We start from the raw sequence: 24,394 nt of genomic DNA, 5'->3' as shown, positions 1-24,394 counted from the left end.
TACGCGACCAGAGTGAAATGAGGATCAACCCGATATTCCAGCGCGCTTGCAGACCGGTAAGCCTGCGGATGAGATTAAGGCCGGCCCGAAGAGCAATTAGTCGATGACACGAACCCCCTCGGCATTGAAAAGATGCAGCCTCTCCAGCGGCAAATCGAAGGAAATTTCCTTGGCCGGGACGAGCGTTGCACGATCCTGCGTGAAGACCTTGAATGCAACGCCGTCGATCGAAAGATGTAAGATGACGCCAAAGCCGGTCGGCTCGACCAGATCGACGGATGCCGAAAAACGGCCCTCAGATGTCAATGCAACATGCTCAGGCCGAATGCCAAGCGTCACCTCCGCGCCGGAAGAAAGCTGGGTGGTAACCGGGGCAGGAACAGACAGGCGGCTGGAAACGCGAACTGCCGCCGTTGTGCCTTCCCTGTAATAGACGCCCTTCAGGAAATTCATACCGGGCGAGCCGATGAACCCTGCAACAAAGAGATTGGCAGGTCGATCGTAAAGCTCCAGCGGCGAGCCGATCTGCTGTACATAGCCGCCATGCATCGCGACGATCCGGTCTGCGAGCGTCATGGCCTCGATCTGGTCGTGTGTCACATAAATGGAAGTTGCGCCCAACTGACCATGCAAGCGCTTGATTTCGGCGCGCATTTGTTCGCGCAGGCGTGCGTCGAGATTGGACAAGGGCTCATCGAAGAGAAAAGCCTTCGGTTGGCGCACGATGGCACGGCCCATCGCAACGCGCTGGCGCTGGCCGCCCGACAGTGCTTTCGGCCGCCGCTCTAAAAACGTGTCGAGACCGAGCTTGGCTGCCGCTCCATTGACGGCATCGGCAATCTTCTCCTTCGGCGTGCGCCGTATGCGAAGGCTGTAGCTCATATTGTCGGCAACCGACATGTGAGGATAGAGCGCGTAAGACTGGAACACCATGGCGATATCCCGGTCCTTCGGCGCTGCCTCGTTCACGCGCTTTCCGGCAATGCGGATCTCCCCAGAGGAAACCTCTTCGAGCCCTGCGATCATGCGCAGCAGCGTGGATTTCCCACACCCGGAAGGGCCGACCAGCACAATAAACTCGCCGTTCTCAATGGTGAGATCGACGCCGTGAAGCACCGGGAAGTTACCGAAGGTTTTGCGGACAGCCTCAATATGGATGGACGCCATTTGATTTCCTTTCAGCCTTTAACGGCGCCAGCCGTCAGGCCCTGGACGAGATATCGCTGGATAAGCAGGAAGAAGATGCATGCCGGGATGAGCGCGAGAACGCCTGCGGCCATCATCTGCCCGAAATCGACGGAGAATTTCGAAACGAAGGTCAAAAGGCCAACCGGGAATGTGGCCGACTGATTGCCTGATATCAGCATCAGGGCGAAAAGAAGCTCGCTCCAGGCTGCGGTGAAGACGAAGCCGAGGGTCGCCGCAATGCCGGGCAGGGTCAATGGCAGGATAATCTGACGGAAGGCGGTAAACTTGCTCGCCCCGTCGATCATCGCCGCCTCTTCCAGATCCTTCGGAATTCCATCGAAGAAGGATTGCATGAGGAAGGTGGCAAAGGGCACGTTGAAGGTGGTGTAAACAATGACGAGACCCGTCAGACTGTTTGTCAGGCCCAGCGGCGAAAGCATCTTGAAGATCGGCGCAACCAGCATCACCAGCGGAAACATCTGGGTGATCAACATCAGCGAAACGATCCAGTATTTCCCGCGAAAGACGAAGCGGGACAACGCGTAGCCCGATAGCGAGGCGATAACCGTGACGCAAAGCGCCGTCGCCCCCGAAACGATGAGGCTGTTGCGAAAGAAAGTGGGAAACGCGCTATGGGTCAACACGAAGCTGAAATGATCGAAGGTCGTGCGCGATGGCCACATACGCACGCCTTCTGAATAAAGAAGATCGTTCGGCGTCACGGCAACCTTCAAAAGCCAGTAGAGCGGAAAGAGCGCAAACGCGATGTAAGCGAGAATGGCCAGACGATGCGCGCCGATGACCAGGATTTTTTGAGGTCGCATCTGGTCAACCCTTTTTAAGCAGCGACTGCCGCAACAAAACGATCAGCAACGAATAGACGAGAAGCAGGGCAAGCAAAGCGAGCGCGACGGCGGAGGCATAGCCGAAATCGAGCCGCTTGAACGCTTGGGTGAAGATATAACTTGCCACGATTTGTGTACGGTCGGCCGGCCCGCCATTGGTCATGACGACGATGAGGTCGGCGAAGTTCGCGATCCAGACCGTGCGCAGTAGAACCGTGATCGCAATGGTCGGCGCAAGAAACGGCAGGGTGATCGAGGTAAAGCGCTTGACGGGTCCTGCCCCATCGATCGACGCTGCCTCGTAAAGGTCACGCGGGATCGCCTGCAGCGCGGCCAGAAGGGTGATGGCAAAGAATGGAATGCCCCACCACACATTAGCAATGATCGGTCCCCACATCGCCAATTGCGGATCGGATAGAATATTGCGCGGCTCGCTCATCAGCCCGAGCGCGAAAAGCCAATGGGGAATGGGCCCGATGACGGGATTGAACATCCAGGCCCAGTTCAAGCCCGCCAGGAAGGTCGGGACTGCCCAGGGCAGAAACACCAGAGCCTGGGCAATGCCTCGTCCGTAGAACGGCTTATCGAGCAGCAATGCCAGGATGAGCCCGAAGATAAACTGCAGGATGACCGATGCGCCGGTCCACCAGAGCGTGTTCTTCAGCGCTCTGAAGAAGGCCTGATCCTGGCCAAGTGCACGAAAATGCTCCAAGCCGACAAAGCCGCCGGAAAAGGGATTGAGCAATTGCACATCGCGAAAGGCATAGGAGATCCCTAAGACAAGCGGCGCGAGCATCACCGTCAGGATGAGACACAGCGCGGGGGCGCTGTAGAGATAAGGTTCCGACGCTTGCGCCAGTCGCTGCAGAAACGAACGGCGATCGTCCGGATGGGCGGCACGCATCATAATATCCAGCTTTTAAGAGAATAGGCATGGCAGGGCGACTTGAGGCCGCCCTGCCCACAGAACTTTACTTCTTCGAAAGATACTTCTGCTGAGCCTTCGTCATGTAATCGGCCCACTGCTTGGCAAGGTCTTCCGGCGAAATGTCGCCGAGAAGCGCCTCCTGCGAGGTTTTGATCACGAGGGAGTCCTTGAAGTAGGCAAACTCCTCAAGATAGGTCGGCATGGTTGTCGGCACGGCATCCTTGTCCGCCAGTTCGTCGAACCAGCCTTTGAACTGCGGGCTGGCATAGAACGGGTCGTTGGCGGCCGATTTCAGCGCCGGCAGAGCGCCGGTGCGCTTATTCCAGGCAATATTGCCTTCCTTGCCTTCCAGCGTCGAGATGAGCTTCCAGCTGAGATCCTTGTTCTGGCTTGACGCCATCATCGACCAGCCAGCATAACCGATGGTCGGAAACGCTTTGCCCGATGGCCCTTTGGGCATACCCACGATGCCGAAATCCTCGGCCTTCATGCGCTCTGCGATGGCGATGAGAGCATCCGGATCCTGGTCAAGGAAGGCGCAGGTGCCGCTGTAGAAACCAGCAACAATCTCGTTGAAGCCCCAGTTCACAGAATCCTTCGGCGCATAGCCGTTCTTGTAGAGGTCGACGACCCATTTGATGCCCTTTGTCCAACCTTCGCTGTCGAAAGTGGATGTGCCATCTTGCTTGAAGAATTCGTTGGAGCCGGCCATCGCGGCACTGAACATGACCCAGCCGTTCAGGCCGCCGGGGCCGCCGCGCAGGCAGTAGCCTGACTTGCCGGGAATGGCCGAGACCTTCTTGGACGCATCGAGAAATTCGTCCATGGTTTTGGGCGGCGCACTGACACCGGCCTGCTCAAGCAGCTTCTTGTTGTAGAACATTGCCCGAAGGTAGAAGCCGTAGGGCAGCATGTAAGCCGTATTCTTGACGCTACGACCAAGTTCCAGCGTCCGGTCGGAGAGATCGGCTGTGCTTTCCCAGTTCTTCAGGTAAGGCTCGAGGCTTTCCAGCATGCCGTTATTGGCATAGAGCGACAACCAGGTGTCGGGCATCTCCATGACATCAGGCACATCGCCGGCCGAGACCATGGTGGCAAACTTCTGGAAGGCATCGCTCCAAGGCAGGGATACGATTTCGACCTTCGTGCCCGGATTTTCCTGCTCGAATTTGGAGACGATCGTTTTAAGCGTTTCGGTTCGCTCTGGACTGGTAATCACTTCGACCAGTTTCAGCGTCGTGTCGGCAAATGCCGTTCCCGCCATCATTGCCGTAAATAGCGTTGCAGTAATCAGTCTTTTCATTGTCATTCCCCCTTTTGGTTCCCAGGTTTAGGTTTCTTAAATCTTCGCGGCGACAAGCGCCTCTTCGATGTCTCGCCACAGGGCTTCTGTGCCTTCGAGCCCGATATGCAGGCGCACGGAGCGCGGATCGATGCCGAAAGCCTGTGCAGAATTAGGCTGTGCCTTTTGTTGCACGACCACTTCGCCCGGCACGATTAGGCTTTCGTGGCCACCCCAACTGACGCCGAGCTTGAACAGCTTGAGCTGATCGGCGAAGGCGCGAATATTGACGCCCTCGCGGAAAATGAAGGAGAAGAGGCCAGACGTGCCCTTTAACCCAGGCGGCAGGCGATTGCCCAAGGCAGGATGGCAAACCGTCTCAACCACTTCAAGGTTTTGAAGGCGGCGCGCGATCTCAAGCGCCGATGCCTCGTGAGCCTTCATGCGGATCGGCAAAGTGCGCAGACCGCGGGCCAATAGCCAGGCCTCGAAGGGGGCCATTTTACCGCCGAGATAAGGCAGGCTTTCGCCGCGGATCTTGTCGATGAGAACCTTCGCACCGGCAACAACGCCAGACACGACATCCGAATGACCTGATAGATATTTTGAAGCTGAATGCAGAACGATGTCGACCCCGAGCCCGATCGGCTGCTGGAAGACAGGGCTTGCCCAGGAATTGTCGATCACCGAGACAGCGCCATGCTGCTTTGCAAGTCTAGCCAATGCGCCGACGTCGTGTGTTTCCATCACCCAACTGGTCGGGCTTTCGAGGTAAAGCAGCTTTGCGCCCGGCAGCGCCGCCGCGACCTCATCTTCGTTTCGCCCGTCGACATATGTCACGTCCACCTTCATTCGTTTCAGGATCGTCCCGAACAGTCTGAAGGCATCCGGGTAGACATGCCGCACGGCCACGATCCGGTCGCCTGGCTCGACAAATGCAAGAACGGTGGAGGAAATCGCCGCCATGCCGCTCGCAAAGCCGAGCGCATCTTCGGCGCCTTCAAGCTTGGCGATCATCTCCTCGAAGAAGCGCACTGTCGGATTGAGGCCGCGCGAATAGACCGGACGCGTCTTTTCGCCCCTATAAGTTGCCAGCATCTCGTCGTAGGAAGAGAAGGTGAACAGCGATGTTTGAACGATAGGCGGCACTACGGCGTCAAAGGCATGCCTCTCGTCATGGGCCGTGATCAGAGAAAAAGCATCAAGCCCTTCGGCGTCAATCATTTCGACATTTCCTTGATATCTTCCTCAACGATGTCGAGGATCTTGAGCGTTTCGCGCCGAGCCGCCTCCGCATCGCGGGCGGCGATGGAATTGAAGAGCGTACGATGAAAGGGAAAGGAGCGCCGCGCAAAGTCAGGCCGATCGAACGGCTTTTCCCAAAACCGCTCGAATGCCTCCCGCATTTGCTCGAGCAACTGGCGAAACAACGGATTATGCGAGGCATCGTAGATAGCCAGGTGAAACGCCAAATCCTCAGGTCCCGAGGTCCCCTTGGAAAGATGCACGCGCTCCATTTCGTTCAGCTTGATCTCGATATTGGCAAGATCTTCATCCGAGCGTCGGGCAGCAGCGCAGGCCGAAACCTCGACTTCGAGGCCCCGGCGGACTTCCAGCGTTTGAAGGAGAGCCTCACGCAGGTTAACCGCCTCAAGCGTCAAAGGCATATGGATAGACGCCGAACTGATCGGGCGGATCAAGTAGGTTCCGCTTCCCTTGCGCGTCTCCATAATCGCAAGTGCTTGGAACCGGCCGATGACTTCTCGAATCGTCGAGCGGCCAACGCCGAGAGCCTGCATAAGCTCCCGTTCGGCCGGGATGCGATCGCCGGCCTTCAGCCCCGTTCTGGCAATGAAATCTGAAAGCGCGTCGCTCACCTGCTGCACGCGGTCGATACGCCCCAGGGGCATCAGCTCGGCTGCAGTTTGGTGACGAGATTGCGGCAAGTGAGTACCTTATAATTGGTCTGACATCTTACCAAAATAAAAATTGCACGAGATGTCAATCCTATAAAAGAAGTTCGAGATACAGTGGTCGGCTCATTTATGGTGACGCGCAGAAATGGATGGGCGAGCGGCGTGACAGCGACATCGGCTTGTGCCACAGGGGCGCCAACACGAGGTTTCGTCCATGATCCGCATTGAAAATATCAGCAAATCCAACAGCCACCGCATTCTCTATATCGAGGCATCCGCAGCCCTCAACCGCGGCGAAAAGATAGGGTTGGTCGGGCCGAACGGCGCTGGAAAGACAACCCTGTTCCGCATGATCACGGGTGAAGAAAGTCCCGATGAGGGACAAGTCTCCGTCGAGAAGGGCGTCACCATCGGTTACTTCGACCAGGATGTCGGCGAAATGTCCGGGCGCTCCGTGGTTGCCGAGGTTATGGATGGGGCAGGTCCTGTCAGCGAAGTGGCAGCCGAGCTTCGCGATCTGGAAGCGGCAATGTCCGATCCCGATCGCATGGACGAAATGGATGCGATCATTGAACGCTATGGCGAAGTGCAGGCGCGCTATGAGGAACTCGATGGTTATGCGCTTGAAGGCCGGGCACGCGAGGTGCTGGATGGCTTGAGCTTTAGCCAGGAAATGATGGATGGCGATGTCGGCAAGCTCTCAGGAGGATGGAAGATGCGCGTTGCGCTGGCCCGAATTCTTCTGATGCGTCCCGACGTGATGCTGCTCGACGAGCCGAGCAACCACCTCGATATCGAAAGCCTGATCTGGCTTGAGGGCTTCCTCAAGACTTATGATGGTGCATTGCTGATGACCTCGCATGACCGCGAATTCATGAACCGCATCGTCACAAAGATTATCGAGATCGACAGCGGTGCGCTGACCACCTATTCCGGGGATTATGCCTTCTACGAAGGCCAGCGCGCATTGAACGAAAAGCAGCAGCAGGCCCAGTTCGAACGCCAGCAGGCGATGCTCGCCAAGGAAATCAAATTCATCGAGCGGTTCAAAGCGCGTGCTTCCCATGCTTCGCAGGTGCAAAGCCGTGTGAAGAAACTAGAAAAGATCGACCGCGTCGAACCGCCGCGTCGTCGCCAGGTCGTTGCCTTCGATTTTGCGCCAGCACCTCGCTCGGGAGAAGACGTGGTGAGCCTCAAGGGCGTGCATAAAGCCTATGGCAGCAAGACGATCTATGACGGACTGGACTTCATGGTCCGCCGCCGAGAGCGGTGGTGCATCATGGGCGTAAACGGAGCGGGCAAATCAACATTGCTAAAGCTCGTCGCCGGCTCCTCCGAGCCGGACAAAGGCAGCGTTGCAGTTGGCGCCAGCGTGAAGCTCGGTTATTTCGCACAGCATGCGATGGATCTTCTCGACGGAGACAGCACGATTTTGGAGTGGCTGGAAGAACAGTTTCCAAAGGCAGGGCAGGCTCCGTTGCGCGCGCTGTGCGGTTGCTTCGGCTTTTCCGGTGACGATGTCGAAAAGCGATGCCGGGTTCTGTCAGGCGGCGAAAAAGCGCGCCTCGTGATGGCGGCCATGCTATTCGATCCGCCAAATTTTCTGGTGCTGGACGAGCCGACAAACCACCTCGATCTGGATACCAAGGAAATGCTGATCAAGGCACTGTCCGATTATGAAGGCACCATGTTGTTCGTCTCGCACGACCGGCATTTCCTCGCCGCACTTTCGAACCGTGTGCTGGAGCTAACCAGCGACGGTGTCCATCAATATGGCGGCGGCTACACCGAATATGTCGAAAGAACAGGCCAGGAAGCACCCGGCCTGCACAGTTAGTGCTTCGGCATTGCGATAGGCTTGTTCAGCTCTCGCCACCATTGTCTTCGACTGGTGGTGGCGCCTTATCGGCAATGGCCGCTCGCGGCGTTTTCTTCGGTTTCGGCCGTGTTGCCTTTGCCGTTACCTTGAGCGCTCGCTTTGCGGCTTTCGCCTGCTCAAGCATCATCTCGATCTGAATCTGCTGGATTTCCGTCAAGCGCTCCCATTGCCGATTGAGCAGGTGATCGACCTTTTCATGCAGGTGGCGGATTTCAAGCTCGGCTTTAAGATTGACCTTGTAGTCGTTCAGCGCGCGCAACCTGTCTTTCGCTTCGGTGCGCCTCTGGCTCATCATAATGATTGGAGCCTGAAACGCCGCAATGGTTGATAAGATCAGATTGAGCAGGATGAACGGATAGGGGTCGAAGGCTTTCGTATCGCCGATAAGAACATTGGCGCCCATCCACACGACCAGAAACAGGAGGAAAGAGAGGATAAACGTCCAGCTGCCGCCAAAGGCCGCTACAGCATCGGCAACGCGATCGCCGATTGAACGGTGATCTTCGTAGTCTTCTTCGATATTTTCGGCGAGAACGTCATGCGACTGGAGGCTCTCGACAACTTCGTTCTCAAGATTGGAAAGCTCACCACGCTCGTCGCGCAAGAGATCGGACACGAACTGCCCCCGATAATCGTCAACCACTTTACGGCTGACATAATCGTCCGAGCGGATATCGGGATGGCGAAGACGCACAAACTCGGCGATCGACGGCCGCAAATCGTCAAAGCGCAGAGCATCCTTCTTTTTCAGCGGCTGTCCTGTAATGGCATCGACAAGCTTGACCGACTTCGCTTTGGCACGGGCAATGCTTTTGCTGTAATCTTCTAATTCAACGATAGCGGGCTCGCCTTCACCCGCGTCAAAATCGACAATCTTTTCCATTATGCCACCTTCAACATACCGATATTCACCGCTTCCTTGCGTCACCGCTCAACACGGACTTTGCCTGAAATAAGGCACGGGTGGCAGTGCTCTTATCCGATCTATGACGCGAAACGATGAAAGTTATGCTAAGGCCACATTAAAGCCCCGGGGCGGCATAGTGCCGCCCGGGACTTTTGGGAAGGCTTAGTTCGCGGGGTTAAGGGTAACGGACGTCCCCGTTGCCGCGACATTGAGACCAAGCTGACCGGTGACGCTAATCGTCTGAAGCTGAATGGAGCCGGCAGTACCGCCGACAAGAACATTGGCGCCGACGCCAGCTGCAAGCGTCGCTTCAGCCGTGATGCCCTGATAAAGACCGCTCAGCGAACCGCGATGATAACCGGCCGTCGGCGCAAAAACCGCCCAGGCAAGCTTTCCGCGGGTGGTAAAGCCAAGATCAACGCCCATCTTGCGGATCACGCCGGTGTAGTGATCAGAAGCAATACCGCGTCGAATTGGATTGAAGACGCAATCGAGTTCTTTAGCGGATCCAAGAACGTAGCCAACACCGCCGCCGACATCGCAGGAAAGATAGCCGATCTTAACGCCATCGCGGTCGTCGGACTCATAGCTTTGACCGATCATATCCGCAGCAGATACCGCAGAAGTTCCAGCGGCCAAAAGAGCCGCAACAGAAAGTGCCAGGGCAACAGCCTTTGTCATCTAATAATCTCCTTGTATCGTCTTGGCCGGTATCATGCATGGTACAGCCGGCTCATTCTAACGCCTAAAGAGCGGAAGCGATCCCGAAAAACTGCCTCGCGCCGCGGGGAGATATAATGCGGAGCTTTGCGAGCGCCATCCCCCTTTGCGCGCACAAAGCGATTAGCGCGCTCCAAAGCCGGATATTTTCCCTTTTTATCGGCGCGATGCTCGGCTAAGTCTTGCGGCATCGAAACAACGAAAAAGGTGCTTTATGGCTGGAGAAACGGTACTTGTTGTCGGTGGCGCAGGCTATATCGGATCCCACACGTGCCTCGATTTGGCCAACAAGGGCTTCAAGCCGGTCGTCTATGACAACTTTTCCAACGGTCATAGAGAATTCGTGAAGTGGGGCCCGGCTGAAGAAGGCGATATTCGCGATCGGGCGCGCCTTGACGAAGTTCTTGCCAAGCACAAGCCCTCGGCAATCCTGCATTTCGCGGCCCTGATCGAGGTCGGCGAGTCCGTCAAGGATCCGATCTCATTCTACGACAACAACGTCGTGGGCACATTGACCTTGCTGGCCGCTGCTCAAGCTGCCGGCATTGATGCTTTCGTTTTTTCTTCGACCTGCGCGACCTATGGGTTGCCGCAGACCGTTCCCCTTGATGAGACGCATGGCCAAGCGCCGATCAATCCCTACGGCCGTACAAAATACATCGTCGAACAGGCGCTCGCCGACTATGCCCAGTACCGTAATTTCCGATCGGTCATGCTGCGTTACTTCAATGCGGCGGGCGCAGACTTCGAAGGCCGGATCGGTGAATGGCACCAGCCGGAAACACATGCGATCCCGCTTGCGATCGATGCCGCCCTCGGTAGGCGGCAGGGCTTTAAGGTGTTTGGCGACGACTATGAGACGCGCGACGGGACATGCGTGCGCGATTACATCCATGTGCTTGACCTTGCCGATGCACATGTGCGGGCTGTCGAGTACCTTCTCAATGGTGGGGAATCCGTCGCCCTCAATCTCGGCACAGGAACCGGAACCACTGTCAAGGAATTGCTCTCGGCAATCGAACAGGAGTCCGGCCGGCCATTCCCGGTTGAATATACAGGTCGGCGTGAGGGCGATTCGCACACCTTGGTCGCCAACAACGATAAAGCGCGCGACGTTCTGGGCTGGGTGCCGAAATATGACTTGAGCGACATTATTCGGTCGGCCTGGAGCTGGCATTCGAAAAGCAACCAGCACTGACCGTCGCCTTACGGCGAGCGGCCCGAGAAGGTGCTCGCCGTTCTCTCCGACCTTTATCCGCACAGCGGACGGGAACTTAAATGCAACTCGTATTCGATGGCCATAACGATGTCCTTCTTCGCCTTTGGCAACATGAGAAGGAGGCGCAAGATCCCGTCGCAGAATTTCGCGACGGAACCACCAAAGGCCATTTGGATGCACCAAGAGCAAAGACAGGTGGCGTGGCGGGCGGCCTTTGCGCAATCTACATACCCTCCGGCGACTTGGTCTTTGCCGATCCCGATGCACATGGACACTACGATACGCCCATGGCCGCTCCGCTTCAGCAATTGCCATCCCTGAAAGTTGCGAGCGAAATGGCCTCGATTGCAGTCCGGCTGGATCGGGCCGGGGCCTGGAGGCTCTGCACGTCCGTCAACGACATCAGGCGCTCGATCGAGGATGGTGTTTTCGCCGCCGTGCTGCACCTTGAAGGATGCGAGCCGATCGCGCGCGATCTTGCCGCGCTCGATCTTTTTTATTCGGCGGGATTGCGCTCGCTCGGGCCAGTATGGAGCCGGCACAATGTCTTCGGGCATGGTGTTCCCTTTGCGTATCCACGTTCACCGGATACCGGCCCTGGCCTGACCGAAGCCGGTTTTGAGCTCGTGAGGCAGTGCAATCGCCTCGGCATCGTGATTGATCTTGCTCATATCACCGAGAAAGGTTTTTGGGATGTTGCGCGCGTCAGTGATCAGCCTCTTGTGGCCAGCCACTCGAACGTGCACGCGTTGACACCGGTCGCGCGTAATCTGACGGACCGGCAGCTTGATGCGATCAAGGAGCGAAACGGGCTCGTCGGCCTCAACTACGCGACGGCGATGCTGCGAGACGACGCGCGCTCGGATGGAAATACGCCATTGTCCGATATGGTCCGCCACATCGATTACCTCGTTGACAGGATCGGTATCGACTGCGTCGCCCTTGGCTCGGACTTCGACGGCGCAACCATTCCTGACGAGATCGGTGACGCCGCTGGCAATCAAAAGCTGATCGAAGCTCTCCGAAAGGCCGGTTATCGGGATGAGGACCTCAAGAAGATGGGCCTTGAAAACTGGCTGCGCATTCTTGCGGCGGCGTGGAAAGAGGCGCCATAACGCTGCTTGGCCACTTCAAACACGACTACCTGACTAGACTATTGACACTTGCCATGTTTCTGTCATGATCTGGTTAACGAATGTTAGGTTTCGTGATGTGGAGGTGGTGCATGTTCTTCTTGGGTGGCATGACCTTGGGCTATCTCGAGCCGCCGAAAAAGACCGTTTTGGCGAAAAAGTCCGTTCGTAAACAATCTGTTAGACGCAACAGGAAGATCGCTACGTTTCTGGCGTCGTTGTCCACAAAGCAATCGGCGGCGGACAGCCATAAGCTATGGGCCTGGCGGACGATCTGTTAACAATTAAGGCGAACTTAAGAAGATCTTGTGGTGAGATTTTTCAATCTTCCCGCGTTTCGCGCAAAACGATCTCTACCTTCTTTGTAGAGAAGGTCGGAACATAAAGAACATAAGAACGTAAAGTCGCAAGATTGGCTGCTTCAACGGAGGAAGCTCATGGCAGACCTGGGTATCTCGCATGCTCATGCAGACCACTACCGGGCCTTGGCGGGCAAGAAGCGAACATCGGCTAAACATCCGGTATCAGCGAAACATAAGGCCATGCTGGCAGTTCACGCTGTGATTCTGACGGCGGCCTTTTCTTTTGTCGCTGCAATGGTACTTGGTATCATTGGCTGAAATCTAGCGCCGGACAAAACCCCCCAACCTTGTCGCCGGGCCAGCCAACGTTATTCGGTTTAGGTCAGGTGGCGGATATTCGGCACCACAGATAGGCTCGATGATGCCAGGAGAGCGGCTTCAACCGGCCAATGAGTTTGCAAAAGGCGCTGGTTTTTCCACGCGCCTTTTTTGTTGCGTCAATTCTTAAGTATCCCGACAAGCGGTGTTTGGTGCCGAGGCTCTTGAATTATGGCCTCCCCCTCCAAGTTTGTGAGGGGTTGATCAACGGCCACGCAGGCCATCGCGAATGATGCATGATGTGTAGTTTAAATGCCTTAACCCGTTCATGACAGACTACCGGTTTGCAGCATAAGATGTCTTCTCGTTCATGCGACAGTCATCTTTTTCAGTGCAAAAGGCAGTCTGACTTACCTCAACTTTATATGGATCAAGACACGACCCATGTCCATTTCCACTTCGTCTTCGACTAGATCCCACACTCCCGAAGCAAAGCAGATCGATCACAACGACTCGATACGGTCCACCTATCTGTCGGCGGATGACTTACGCGCTACAGGACGGGCTGTCGCGGATCGAAGCTTCGGTGCGCTTCCCGCGTTCTCACCTTTCGATTTCTTTGCACGTCACAAGGAAAACGAACGAGAAATCCTGCGGGTCTATAGAACCACCGCAGCCGATGTCGAGGCGGGGGAGACGATCACACCGGCCGCCGAATGGCTTCTCGATAATCACTACATCGTCGAGGAAGCGATCCAAGAAGTGCGGCGCGACTTTCCGCGCCGTTTCTTCCGCGAGCTGCCTACAATGAACGTCGCTGGCGCCGAGGTGCCTCGGACGCTGGTCCTCGCATGGCTCTATGTTGCGCACACCCATAGCACCATATCTCAGGAGAGCCTGACGGCCATGGTGGAGGGTTTCCAGGAAAAGGAAACGCTCAAGATCGGCGAGTTGTGGGCCGTCCCATCGCTTGTGCGGTATGTTCTCGTTGAAAATCTGCGCCGTATTTCAAGCCGTGTCGAGGCAAGCCGCCGTATGCGCCGTCGGGCAAATGAGGCAGCGGACGAACTTGTCCGGCTGACCGACCCGGAAAAGGCAGCCGCGTTCCTCAAGACCTTGGAACATCTGGTCGAAGACAACACCTTCTCCACCCAGTTTCTCTATCGCATGCGAGATGGTTCTCAGGCCTCCAGCCTCGCCATCACCTGGCTCGATGAGCATCTGGCTCGGCTGGGACGCGATACCGAAGAAGCCACGACCGCCGAGCATAGCCGGCTGTCTTCGGGCAATGTCACGATGGGTAACATCATCCGCAGCCTGCGCGAGATTGACGACACCGAATGGTCTGTCTGGGTCGAGCAGGTCAGCCATGTCGACCAGTTGCTTTGGGAGCATTCCGACTACGATATTCTCGATCCCGGCTCGCGCAATGCCTACCGCAAACAGATCGAAAAGCTCGCCAAGCGCTCGCCGATGAGCGAACTTGAAATCGCGCAACTTGCCCTGGATATGACGGAGGAGGCCAAGCGGTCTGAACAGCCACAGATCCATGAGCCGAACGTTGGCAGTTTCCTCACGGGTGCGCGCCGCCCGGAGCTGGAAGCACGAGCACGTTTCCAGCCGGGCCCGCTCCAGAGCTTCGTGCGCGCGGTCCGACGCCTCAACTGGATCGCGATTGCAGTTCCTGTTCTCCTGTTGACGATCCTTGCGCTTTTCATCGTTGGTTCGTTCTTGGCCGCCAGCGGCCTCAGCGTCGGTGCGATCATCGTTCTTCTCTTGATGTTTGCACTTCCGGCTTCCGAGGGAGCTACCGGCCTGTTCAACACAGTGCTTTCCTTCTTCATGACGCCGACGCGGCTCGTTGGATATGAGTTCAAGGAGGGCGTTCCCGAAGATGCGAGAACCTTGGTTGCCGTTCCCTGCCTGATTTCGAACCGCGACAATGTCGATGAACTGGTCCGCAATCTGGAAGTCCACTATCTCGCCAATCCGCACGGCGAAGTGTACTACGCCTTGCTGAGCGATTGGCCTGATAGCAAGATCGAAGAAAGCCCTGCTGATCTGGAAATCCTGGATTATGCGCGCCGCGAAATTGCCAATCTGTGCACGCGATACGGCCATGACGGCGCAAACCGTTTCTATCTCCTGCACCGCCGCCGCCTTTACAACCCTTCTGAAGGCGTCTGGATGGGTTGGGAGCGTAAGCGCGGCAAGTTGCACGAGCTCAATCTTCTCCTACGCGGCGATAAGGACACGACCTATCTGCCGGGAGCGAATATCGTTCCGAAGAATGTTCAATATGTCATGACGCTGGACTCAGATACGCGCTTGATGCGCGATGCGGTCACCAAGCTCGTCGGCAAGCTTTACCATCCCATCAACCGCCCGGTCATCAACCCGAAGTCGGGCCGCGTCGAAACCGGATATGGATTGCTTCAGCCGCGGGTGACGCCGTCCCTGACGACAGGCAAGGATGCTTCCGTATTCCAGCGCGTCTTCTCCATCAATCGCGGCCTTGACCCTTATGTGTTCACGGTCTCCGACGTCTATCAGGACATTGCCGGCGAAGGCACATTCACGGGTAAGGGCCTTTATCACGTCGATGCATTCGAGGCATCGCTGAAGGGGAGGGTCGATGAAAACTCCGTGCTTAGCCACGACCTTCTCGAAGGCTCTTTTGCGCGCTGCGCCCTGGTGACGGACGTCGAACTGGTCGAAGATTTCCCGATCCGCTATGAGGTCGAAACCTCGCGTCAGCATCGCTGGGCGCGCGGCGACTGGCAGCTCCTGCCTTATATGTTCAACAACAAATACGGTGTCACGGCGCTGGGTCGCTGGAAGATGTTCGACAATCTTCGTCGTTCTCTGACGCCGATCGCGTGGTTCTTCGCTTCTGTGTTGGGCTGGGCTTTGATGTCGCCGCTGAGCGCTCTGATCTGGCAGATCGTTCTCATCTTCTGCCTGTTTGTCGCCCCGACTCTCTCGCTGATCAAGAGCATCGTTCCCGCCACGAGCGACATCGTCGCAAGAGCGCATCTCTACACCCTCTGGTCTGATGTACGCGCTGCCAATGCGCAGGTTGCGCTTCGCATCATCTTCATTGCCGATTCCGCTGGCATGATGGCTGATGCGATCGCCAGGTCCCTGTATCGCCTGTTCGTCAGCCGCAAACTGCTTCTGCAATGGCGTACGGCGGCAAGCGTACAGGCCGGCAAACAGGGCACGATCCTGTCTTATTACAGAGCGATGTGGCACGCACCGGTGGTTGCCCTTCTTGCCCTCGCCTTCGCGGCCTTGTCAGGCGGCAACACATATCTCGTCGGACTGCCCTTTGTGATCCTCTGGATCCTGTCGCCGATGATCGCTTATAACGTCAGCCAGTCCGCCGAAACCGAAGATCGCCTCGAAGTCGCGGAAAACGTGGCGACCGAGCTTCGTCGTATCGCCCGTCGCACATGGCGCTATTTCGAAACCTTCACTACGCCGGAGCAGAACTACCTGCCGCCCGACAACGTGCAGGAAAAGCCGACCGTCATCGTTGCGACACGTACGTCGCCGACGAATATCGGCGTCTACTTGCTCTCCGTTATCTCCGGACGGCAGTTCGGCTGGCTCTCATTCGAAGAGACCATTACCCGTCTGGAACAGACTATCGCGACCGTCGACAAGATGGAGAAATTCCGCGGCCATCTGTTCAACTGGTATCACACGGATTCGCTTCAGACGCTCGGACCCCGCTATGTTTCCGCCGTCGATAGCGGAAACCTTGCCGGTCATCTGATTGCCGTCTCTTCAGCTTGCCGTATCTGGGCTGAAGCGCCATCTGCGCATCTCCAGGGCAACCTCGATGGCGTCGGCGATACTGCCGGCATCCTTGAAGAAGTTCTGCGCGATCTGCCTGACGATCGCAAAACGGTGCGCCCGCTGCGGCGTCGTTTGGAAGAACGCATCATCGGCTTCCTCAATGCCCTTGCTTCGGTAAAGAGGGAGCACGAGTTTGCTTCGATCCGCGTCATCAACCTAGCGGTTCTGGCGCGCGACATTGAAAAGCTCGCCTCCAATCTTCACCATGAGCTAAGATCGGCCCAGAGCAAGGAAGTCACGGAATGGGCACAGTCGCTGGTCCAGGTTTGCGAAGCGCACATCGCCGACAGCACCTTCGACCTCCTGAACATCGACAGTTTGCGCCCACGCCTTATCGCCCTTCGCGACAAGGCCCGCGATCTTGCTTTCTCGATGGACTTCAGCTTCCTCTACAGGCCTGAGCGTCGCCTTCTGTCGATCGGCTATCGTGCCGAAAGCGGCGAGCTCGATCTTGCATGCTATGACTTGCTGGCCTCAGAGTGCCGTTTGACCAGCCTCTTCGCTATCGCCAAGGGCGATCTGCCGACCGAGCATTGGTATCGCCTCGGCCGCCAAGTGGTGCCGGTCGGTTCGCGCGGCGCGCTGGTATCTTGGTCCGGCTCGATGTTCGAATACTTGATGCCGCCCCTCGTCATGCAGGAGCGCGGCGGAGGTATCCTCAACCAGACGAACAATCTCGTCATTCTCGAGCAGATCAACTACGGTCGCAAACTGGGTACGCCTTGGGGCATTTCGGAAGCTGCCTTCAACGCCCGCGACCATAATCTGAACTACCAGTACACGAACTTCGGGGTTCCGACCCTCGGCCTTAAGCGTGGCCTTGGCCACAACGCGGTCATCGCGCCTTACGCGTCCCTGCTCGCAAGCCAGTACAATCCGACGGCTGCGACGGAAAACCTCAAACGCCTGCGCACCATGGGCGCACTTGGCAAATACGGCTATCACGATGCCGTCGACTTTACGCCGACACGCGTGCCGGAAGGTGCGCAATGCGCGGTTGTTTACAACTACTATGCCCACCACCATGGCATGTCGATTGCAGCCGTCGCCAACGTCGCCTTCAACGGCTATCTGCGTGAACTCTTCCACGCCGATCCTGTGGTCGAAGCCGCCGAACTTCTCCTCCAGGAAAAGGCACCGCGTGATATTCCGGTGATGAGTGGCAAACACGAATCGGACAGCCCCGCCAGTATCCAGGACGACCTCCTGCGGCCGGAGCTTCGCAAAATCAGCGATCCTGCCTCGCAGGAACGGGAATTGGTTCTGCTCTCCAACGGCCACTATTCGACAATGATTTCCGCTACCGGCACGGGCTATTCGCGGTGGAACGGTCTGTCCGTTTCGCGTTGGAAGGCCGATCCGACGGAAGATCGCTGGGGAAGCTTCATCTTCCTACGCGACGTGACGACCAATGAGTGGTGGTCGACAACCGTTGAGCCCAAGCAGGCGGAAGGTGAACGCGCCAAGGTTCAGTTCGCGGATGAAAAAGCCGAGTTTACTAAGGTAGTCGGCGACCTCACCAGCGAGGTGGAATGCATTATCGCGACCGAACATGATGCTGAAGCACGCCGTCTGACGCTGCTCAACATGGGTACAGAGGATCGCTTCATCGAAGTCACCTCCTACCTTGAACCCGTTGCGGCCAGCGATGATGTCGACAATGCCCATCCGGCTTTTGCGAGGATGTTCGTCAAGACCGAGATCGGCAAGAAGGGGGACGTCATTCACGTCGAGCGCAACAAGCGCGATCCGAATGAGCCGAATATCAGCATCGCGCATTTGATCGTCGATAGCGCCGGTCCCCAGCGCGAGACGGAAGCAGAAACCGACCGCCGGAAATTCCTGGGTCGCGGCCGCAGCCTTGCAACGGCGGCAGCGTTCGACCCAGGCCAGAAACTGTCCGGCTCGGATGGCTTTACACTTGATCCCGTCATGTCGCTGCGCAGAACCGTGCGTGTTCCGGCGGGTAAAAAAGTCAGCGTGATCTTCTGGACGATTGCTGCCCCGAGCCGCCAGGAAATCGATCAGGCGCTCGAGCGATACCGTCATCTGGATGCCTTCAACCAGGAACTGGTACAGGCATGGACGCGCACCCAGGTGCAGATGCGCCATGTCGGCGTGACGTCGCAGCAGGCGGCGGCCTTCCAGCATCTCGCCCGTTACATGGTCTATCCAGACATGCAGTTGCGTGCCGACACGGCCATCGTGCAATCGGGAATGCAGTCCCAGTCCTCCCTGTGGCCGCTCGCAATCTCTGGCGACTTCCCGATCTTCGTTCTGCGCATCAATGACGATCTCGACCTCGATATCGTCCGAGAAGCCCTTCTGGTTCAGGAATATCTCCTGTCGCGCGGCGTGACGATTGATGTCGTGATCATGAACGAGCGCGCTGCCTCCTACGCACAGGATATGCAGCACGCAGTTGAGCAGATGTGCGAAAATGCGCGGCGCATCGGCCAGAGCGACGGTCGCCAACATATCTTCGCGGCCCGCAAGGACCTTATGGAAGAAGAGACCTATCAAGCCGTTCTGGCCGTGTCCCGCGTGACGCTGCACGCCAAGAATGGCAAGGTTGTCGACCAGATCAATCGCGCTGTGGCGCTCTTCAAGCCATCCAAGGAAGAACTGGCCGAAATGGAAAAGGTGGAGCAGCGGGCCAAGACAGCCCCTGTGAAGCGCGTCCTACCGCCAGCAACCCTTCCTGTGGAGCCGGTCCTTATCGAAGATCGTGGCGATCTCACCTTCTGGAATGGGATCGGCGGCTTCTCAAAGGATGGTCTGGAATATGTCGTGCGACTTCCGGGCGGCCATTCTACACCTCAGCCGTGGATTAACGTCATCTCCAACGAAAGCTTTGGCTTCCATGTGGCCGCGGAAGGATCAGGTTTCACCTGGAGCGCCAATTCACGTGACTTCCAGCTGACGTCGTGGACGAATGACGCCGTGATGAATCGGCCGAGCGAAGCGCTCTATGTGACCGATCTTCAGAGCGGTGTTACTTTGACACCCTATGCAGCTTTGTCCGATCGAAGCGATCTTACCTTCGAAGCGCGCCATGGGCTTGGTTATTCGGTCTTTGCAAGTGAGCAAGACGATGTCGCGATGGAGGTGGTCCAGACCGTCGATCGCGAGCGGCCTTTGAAGTTCCAAAGGCTGACGCTTCGCAACGGCGGACCAGCGCCGCGAAAACTACGGATATTCGCGTATGCGGAATGGGTTCTCGGCAACAACAGACAGAAAAGCGCCCCGTTCATTCTCTCGTCTTATGACGAGGGAACCGGGACCCTCTTGGCAACGAACAGGTACAGCATCGATTATTCGAAGCGTGTGTCCTTCTTCGGCGCCAGCGAGAAAGCATCGGCCTTCTCGGCGAGCCGACGCGAATTCATCGGTCGAAACGGCACGATCAAGGCCCCGCAAGCCATCGCACCAGCCTTTACGCTATCGAATTCGATAGAGCCGGATGGTGATCCAGCTGCGGTTCTTGCCATCGACATCGAACTTGCGCCGGGCGCCGAACGGCAGTTGACCTTCTTCATGGGCGACACGACCTCACCTGAAGAGGCGGTTGGCCTCGTGCGGGCAGCGCGCGAGACAGCGTTTGACGATGTTGTCCAGGCAAACCGTGATTTCTGGGCGGCCTTTACCGGCAAGCTTCAGATTGAAACGCCGGATCAGGCGATGAACAACCTGATCAACACCTGGCTTCCTTATCAAAGCCTAGGCTGCAGAATCATGGCACGCACCGCCTTCTATCAGGCAAGCGGCGCCTATGGTTTCCGCGACCAGTTGCAGGACACGCTTGCGTTCGTCTTGCACGAGCCGTCACTCGCTCGCCGGCAGATATTGAATGCCGCCTCGCGTCAGTTCAAGGAAGGTGATGTGCAGCATTGGTGGTTGCCGGGTTCGGGCGCCGGCGTGCGCACGACCATCTCCGACGACGTCGTTTGGCTGGGCTATGCCATCCATCACTATGTCTCGGTCACGGGTGACAAGACCGTCCTGGACGAGCAACTGCCCTTCCTGGTTGGCCCTGCCCTCACGGAAACGCAGCACGACGCCTTCTATCGTCCGGAGATTTCTGCCGAAACGGCCAGCGTTTACGAGCATGCGGCTCTCGCGCTTGATCTTGCGATCAAACGCACGGGCTCGAACGGCTTGCCGCTGTTCCTCGGCGGGGACTGGAACGACGGCATGAACCGCGTCGGGATTGCAGGCAAGGGCACCAGCGTATGGCTGGGTTGGTTCCTGGCCGGGACATTGCGGGCCTTTGCCGAGATCGCCCGCGAGCGCGGCGATAGCGAGCGTGTCGAGCGCTGGCTCAAGCATATCGACCAGCTCAAGGCGGCACTGGAAAGCGCTGCATGGGACGGGTCCTACTATCGCCGCGGCACATTCGACGATGGCACGCTCCTCGGTTCGCACGACAGCGCTGAGTGCAGGATCGACTCCATTGCCCAGTCATGGAGCGTTCTGTCCGGCGAAGGCGAACCGGCACACGCCCGTCAGGCGATGGATTCGGTTCTCGAACACCTCGTCGACCGGGAAGCGCGGATCATTCGGCTCTTCACACCACCGTTTGAAAAGTCGCCCAAGGATCCAGGCTATATCAAGAGCTATCCTCCCGGCGTTCGCGAAAACGGTGGTCAATACACCCACGCTGCGACCTGGGTCGTTCTCGCGCTAGCCGAACTTGGCCGAGGTGATGAAGCGCTCGAATGTTTCGAACTTCTAAACCCCATCAGCCATGCGGTGGATCGTGACGCGGCAGAACACTACCGTGTCGAGCCCTACGTCGTGGCAGCCGATATCTATGGTGCAGGCGATCTGACGGGACGCGGCGGCTGGACCTGGTACACGGGCTCTGCCGGCTGGCTCTACCGCGCAGCTGTCGAGGGTATCCTCGGCATCCGCATCAAGAACGGCCATCTTTTCGTTAGCCCCTCACTGGCATCAGCCTGGGGCGGCTATAGCGCAGAGATTGAACACAATGGCGTGAAATACCGCATTTCCGTCTCAAAATCGTCCCAACCAAGCGGTTATACCGTTATGGTCAACGGCAGCGAAATGACTGATTCCCAACAGGGATTCCCGCTCGGATAGCAGCAGCCCTCGAAGCTCAAGTCCAAGCCTATCGCTGCGGCCGGAAGGGCAACCTTTCGGCCGCAGCCGCGTTTTCAGGGCGAAGTTAAGGAGATTCGGTTATGCCGGCACCTGCGAAACCAGCGTTCGATACGGCGCGCCCGCCAGGTTCAACTCGTACAAGCACGCGCGATACTCGCCTCGACGTTCTTCGCGGCCTTGCTCTCATCACCATCTTCATCAATCACGTTCCCGGTCAGATTTTCGAATATCTGACGACGAAGAATTTTGGATTTTCGGATGCAGCCGAAGCATTCGTGCTGATATCGGGAATTGCAGTTGGCCTCGCCTACGGTTCTCGCTTTGGCGCAGGAAAGCGGCTGGAAGCTGCAGTAAAGGCCATCAAGCGCGCATTCACGCTTTATCTCGCCCATATGATCACGACCTTCATGACGCTGGCGCTTTTCATTGCTGGCGCCTGGCTCTTCCACCGGCCAGGTCTTTTGTGTGAGATCAACATTCTCGCAATCCTGACGAACTTGAAGGAGGGCCTGCCTGCGCTGGTCCTGCTTGGCCACCAGATCGGCTACAACAATATTCTGCCGATGTACGGTGCCTTGATGCTGATGGTCCCGATCATCCTGTTCCTGAACCGCATCAATCCGCTGTTGGCACTGTCAGTGTCCGGTATCGTATGGCTTTTATCCGGCATCTACGAGATTGCGCCGAAAAACATGCTGATCGAGGGCTATTGGTTCCTCAATCCTTTGTCCTGGCAGTTTCTCTTCACCATCGGCATCGTTGGCATGATGCATGTTCGGGCTGGCGGTAAACTGCCGAAGCATCCTCTCTTGCTGATGGCTTCGGCTGCCTATGTCTTAGTGTCCTTCGTATGGGTCGTCGGTCATCTCTGGAGCTTTGGGGAGGTCTTGGCTTCGCTCGGCCTGCCACCGGTCATCACCGGCTTCGACAAGACCTTCCTGTCATTGCCGCGCCTGCTTCACGTGCTTTCGCTGGCTTACCTTGTGATCAATGTTCCGGCGCTCTCGAACTTGGCGCGCAGACCGGCAGACAATCCGCTGACCATCCTCGGCCGGCATTCCCTGAACATCTTCGTTGCAGGAACCATTCTTGCAATGATCGGTCAGGTCGTCCTTTACATCAACAACGGCGACCAAATCATTGGACCGCTCTTTGTGATTGCGGGCCTCGCCGCCCAGTTCAGCTACGCTTACCACCTAGAGCGCAAAAGGCTCGATGGGCAGATCAAAAAGCCTGTTATCGCGCGCGGTCTTAAGGATATGCCGGTAAGCGTTCGCATGTCCCCGACCGGAAAGCTGCGGGATCGATAGTTCAGTCCCGCCTCACTAACATGACGGCAGAAAAGAGGATGGCGGCTTTTTCGGAGGCCGCCATTTTCTTTATCGGTTGGCTTATTTGCACAGATCGCCGACGCTACGCACCAATGCCATTTTATGAATCGCATCGAGGCTGTGGCTTTGCGCAAAATCGCCGACGGCATGAGCAAGCGAGACCGGGCAATCCTTACGCGCGCGGAGAGCAGCTGTCTGCGAAAAGGCCTGAAGAAGCTCACCCTCCAGCTGATCCAGGTGTACCCGCAACGCAGCCAACTCAGGCCGCTTTCCATTGGGCGCCACTCCCCTCACCCGCCATTCACTCAAGAGTTCGTATTGAACGAGCTTGTTGCTTTCGATGAGGCCTGCAAAGATTTTCGCCGCATCATCGGGATCTAACCCGTGTGTTGCGGCCTTGCCCTTCACTGCCTCAAGAACCGCAGCCTCACGCGCAGGATCAAGAACAGGCTTTCCGGTATCCCACTTGCTAAGGGCGACTTCATCGCCGATAGCGTTGCGCTCTGCCATACGCTCAAGAAGGGTGTTCCAGTCCGAAGTTGATGCCGCTTGCACGATATTGGGCAGCAAACCGGCAACCGCGAAAACCAGCCATCTCAAGCTTGTCGCTTTTTTCCTCATATCGAAACGTCTCATAATCTGCTCTCTGAAATAATTTCTGGCACCGATAAAATGCGCTTTCGCAAAACGTGGCCACCCTATGCAATCAACTGCATCAATGCAAAGATCTGATGAAAGATGGCATAGATCGCCGTTTGATCTGCCCCGATAGCCCTTAGCACCAAGAAACCTGACCAATAGTACATCTGTGCTATCGAATTCGGGCGCGTTTTCGCTACCCTTTAGGCGATGTTATCGAACGGAGGACCGCATGATCACCGTTTACTTCTGGTCATATAAATCATACCGAACGCATGTCGGGCACGCTTCCGTGAGGATAGGCGTCGGTCAAGGGCAAGGATTGGACACGTATGTGAGCTGGTGGCCTGCGGGAGACGGAGGCCTCTCAGAACCAGGCGTGCCTAGTAGCCTTGAGAGGGACCTTTCTGAAGAAGGGCAGCCGACGGGCACAGTTTCAATTGCCGGCCTTGACGAAGCAGCAATGCGCCGTCTTTGGAAACATATGCTTGCTCGAAACCCGGGCTACGCAGCAACACGGCAAAATTGTGCGTGGGTAGTTAAGTGTCTGTTGGATGCCGGTACTGGCCTGGATGTACATGCTGCAGTCTCAAACATCACGAACATGTATTGGTTTGCAGGAATCTGGACGCCTCGGCACGTCTATGACTATGCTCGGGAACTAAGAAATCGATACGAGCGGGACCTTCAACGAAAGAACCGGTTTCAGGACGCGACAAACAGATCGCTGCCGCTGCGTTCGCGGATGGCTTGAGCAGGCGCTAGCTTATCCATAATGACGATGTGATCTAACGAAAAA

16 protein-coding genes are annotated in these 24,394 nt (G+C 57.0%); 7 read left to right on the top strand and 9 right to left on the bottom strand.

The genetic code is table 11. From position 1 onward, the window contains the following. Positions 1-96: 96 nt before the first annotated feature. The 6 genes from VQ830_RS09545 to VQ830_RS09520 all read right to left on the bottom strand — a co-directional run bounded on the left by VQ830_RS09545 (position 97) and on the right by VQ830_RS09520 (position 6,153). The gene (locus VQ830_RS09545; protein WP_337267863.1) at positions 97-1,167 is read right to left on the bottom strand and encodes an ABC transporter ATP-binding protein; all 1,071 of its coding nucleotides are present in this window, start codon (positions 1,165-1,167) and stop codon (positions 97-99) included. A gap of 11 nt (positions 1,168-1,178) precedes the next feature. Further along, on the bottom strand, positions 1,179-2,012 hold the full coding sequence (locus tag VQ830_RS09540) for a carbohydrate ABC transporter permease (protein ID WP_337267862.1): 834 nt from the start codon (positions 2,010-2,012) through the stop codon (positions 1,179-1,181). A gap of 4 nt (positions 2,013-2,016) precedes the next feature. Next, the gene (locus VQ830_RS09535; protein ID WP_337267861.1) at positions 2,017-2,937 is read right to left on the bottom strand and encodes a carbohydrate ABC transporter permease; all 921 of its coding nucleotides are present in this window, start codon (positions 2,935-2,937) and stop codon (positions 2,017-2,019) included. 67 nt (positions 2,938-3,004) lie between these two features. After that, positions 3,005-4,264: an ABC transporter substrate-binding protein gene (locus VQ830_RS09530; RefSeq protein ID WP_337267860.1), complete on the bottom strand. Its 1,260-nt coding sequence runs from the start codon at positions 4,262-4,264 to the stop codon at positions 3,005-3,007. A 36-nt stretch (positions 4,265-4,300) separates the two neighbouring features. After that, a complete protein-coding gene (locus VQ830_RS09525; protein WP_337267859.1) occupies positions 4,301-5,467 on the bottom strand; it encodes a PLP-dependent transferase in 1,167 nt (388 codons plus the stop codon). Next, entirely contained in the window at positions 5,464-6,153 is a 690-nt protein-coding gene (locus VQ830_RS09520; RefSeq protein ID WP_337267858.1) for a FadR/GntR family transcriptional regulator, read from the bottom strand. Before VQ830_RS09520 ends, VQ830_RS09525 begins: the two co-directional genes overlap by 4 nt. A gap of 220 nt (positions 6,154-6,373) precedes the next feature. On the opposite strand from VQ830_RS09520, the gene VQ830_RS09515 reads away from it, so the two are divergent. After that, complete coding sequence (locus VQ830_RS09515) at positions 6,374-7,996, top strand: ABC-F family ATP-binding cassette domain-containing protein (RefSeq protein ID WP_337267857.1); 1,623 nt, start codon at positions 6,374-6,376, stop codon at positions 7,994-7,996. Between the two features lie 25 nt (positions 7,997-8,021). On the opposite strand, the gene VQ830_RS09510 is transcribed toward VQ830_RS09515, so the two are convergent. Both VQ830_RS09510 and VQ830_RS09505 read right to left on the bottom strand, forming a co-directional pair. Next, on the bottom strand, positions 8,022-8,921 hold the full coding sequence (locus VQ830_RS09510) for a DUF1003 domain-containing protein (protein WP_337267856.1): 900 nt from the start codon (positions 8,919-8,921) through the stop codon (positions 8,022-8,024). Between the two features lie 186 nt (positions 8,922-9,107). After that, on the bottom strand, positions 9,108-9,626 hold the full coding sequence (locus tag VQ830_RS09505) for a DUF992 domain-containing protein (protein WP_337267855.1): 519 nt from the start codon (positions 9,624-9,626) through the stop codon (positions 9,108-9,110). A gap of 253 nt (positions 9,627-9,879) precedes the next feature. On the opposite strand from VQ830_RS09505, the gene galE reads away from it, so the two are divergent. The 5 genes from galE (at position 9,880) to VQ830_RS09480 (ending at position 22,935) form a co-directional block, all read left to right on the top strand. Then, a complete protein-coding gene (gene galE, locus VQ830_RS09500) occupies positions 9,880-10,863 on the top strand; it encodes a UDP-glucose 4-epimerase GalE (protein ID WP_337267854.1) in 984 nt (327 codons plus the stop codon). Between the two features lie 80 nt (positions 10,864-10,943). Further along, entirely contained in the window at positions 10,944-11,999 is a 1,056-nt protein-coding gene (locus VQ830_RS09495) for a dipeptidase (protein ID WP_337267853.1), read from the top strand. A 455-nt stretch (positions 12,000-12,454) separates the two neighbouring features. Beyond that, a complete protein-coding gene (locus tag VQ830_RS09490) occupies positions 12,455-12,637 on the top strand; it encodes a hypothetical protein (protein ID WP_337267852.1) in 183 nt (60 codons plus the stop codon). 444 nt (positions 12,638-13,081) lie between these two features. Further along, positions 13,082-21,604 (top strand): glycoside hydrolase family 94 protein, encoded by an 8,523-nt coding sequence (locus VQ830_RS09485; RefSeq protein ID WP_337267851.1) that lies wholly within the window; start codon positions 13,082-13,084, stop codon positions 21,602-21,604. 101 nt (positions 21,605-21,705) lie between these two features. After that, on the top strand, positions 21,706-22,935 hold the full coding sequence (locus VQ830_RS09480) for an OpgC family protein (RefSeq protein WP_337267850.1): 1,230 nt from the start codon (positions 21,706-21,708) through the stop codon (positions 22,933-22,935). Between the two features lie 81 nt (positions 22,936-23,016). Here the strand turns inward: VQ830_RS09480 and VQ830_RS09475 are convergent, their stop codons facing one another. Further along, positions 23,017-23,592 carry a chorismate mutase gene (locus VQ830_RS09475; protein ID WP_337267849.1) on the bottom strand — a complete coding sequence of 192 codons (576 nt, stop codon included), beginning with the start codon at positions 23,590-23,592 and terminating at the stop codon, positions 23,017-23,019. 235 nt (positions 23,593-23,827) lie between these two features. Between VQ830_RS09475 and VQ830_RS28985 the strand changes: the two genes are divergently transcribed. After that, a complete protein-coding gene (locus tag VQ830_RS28985) occupies positions 23,828-24,349 on the top strand; it encodes a hypothetical protein (RefSeq protein ID WP_497812704.1) in 522 nt (173 codons plus the stop codon). Positions 24,350-24,394 lie beyond the last annotated feature (45 nt).

Source organism: Oryzifoliimicrobium ureilyticum, assembly GCF_037199735.1.
GTDB lineage: Bacteria > Pseudomonadota > Alphaproteobacteria > Rhizobiales > Rhizobiaceae > Rhizobium > Rhizobium ureilyticus.
The sequence above is the reverse complement of the archived record's forward strand: the minus strand, read 5'-3'. Positions and strand labels throughout refer to the sequence as shown.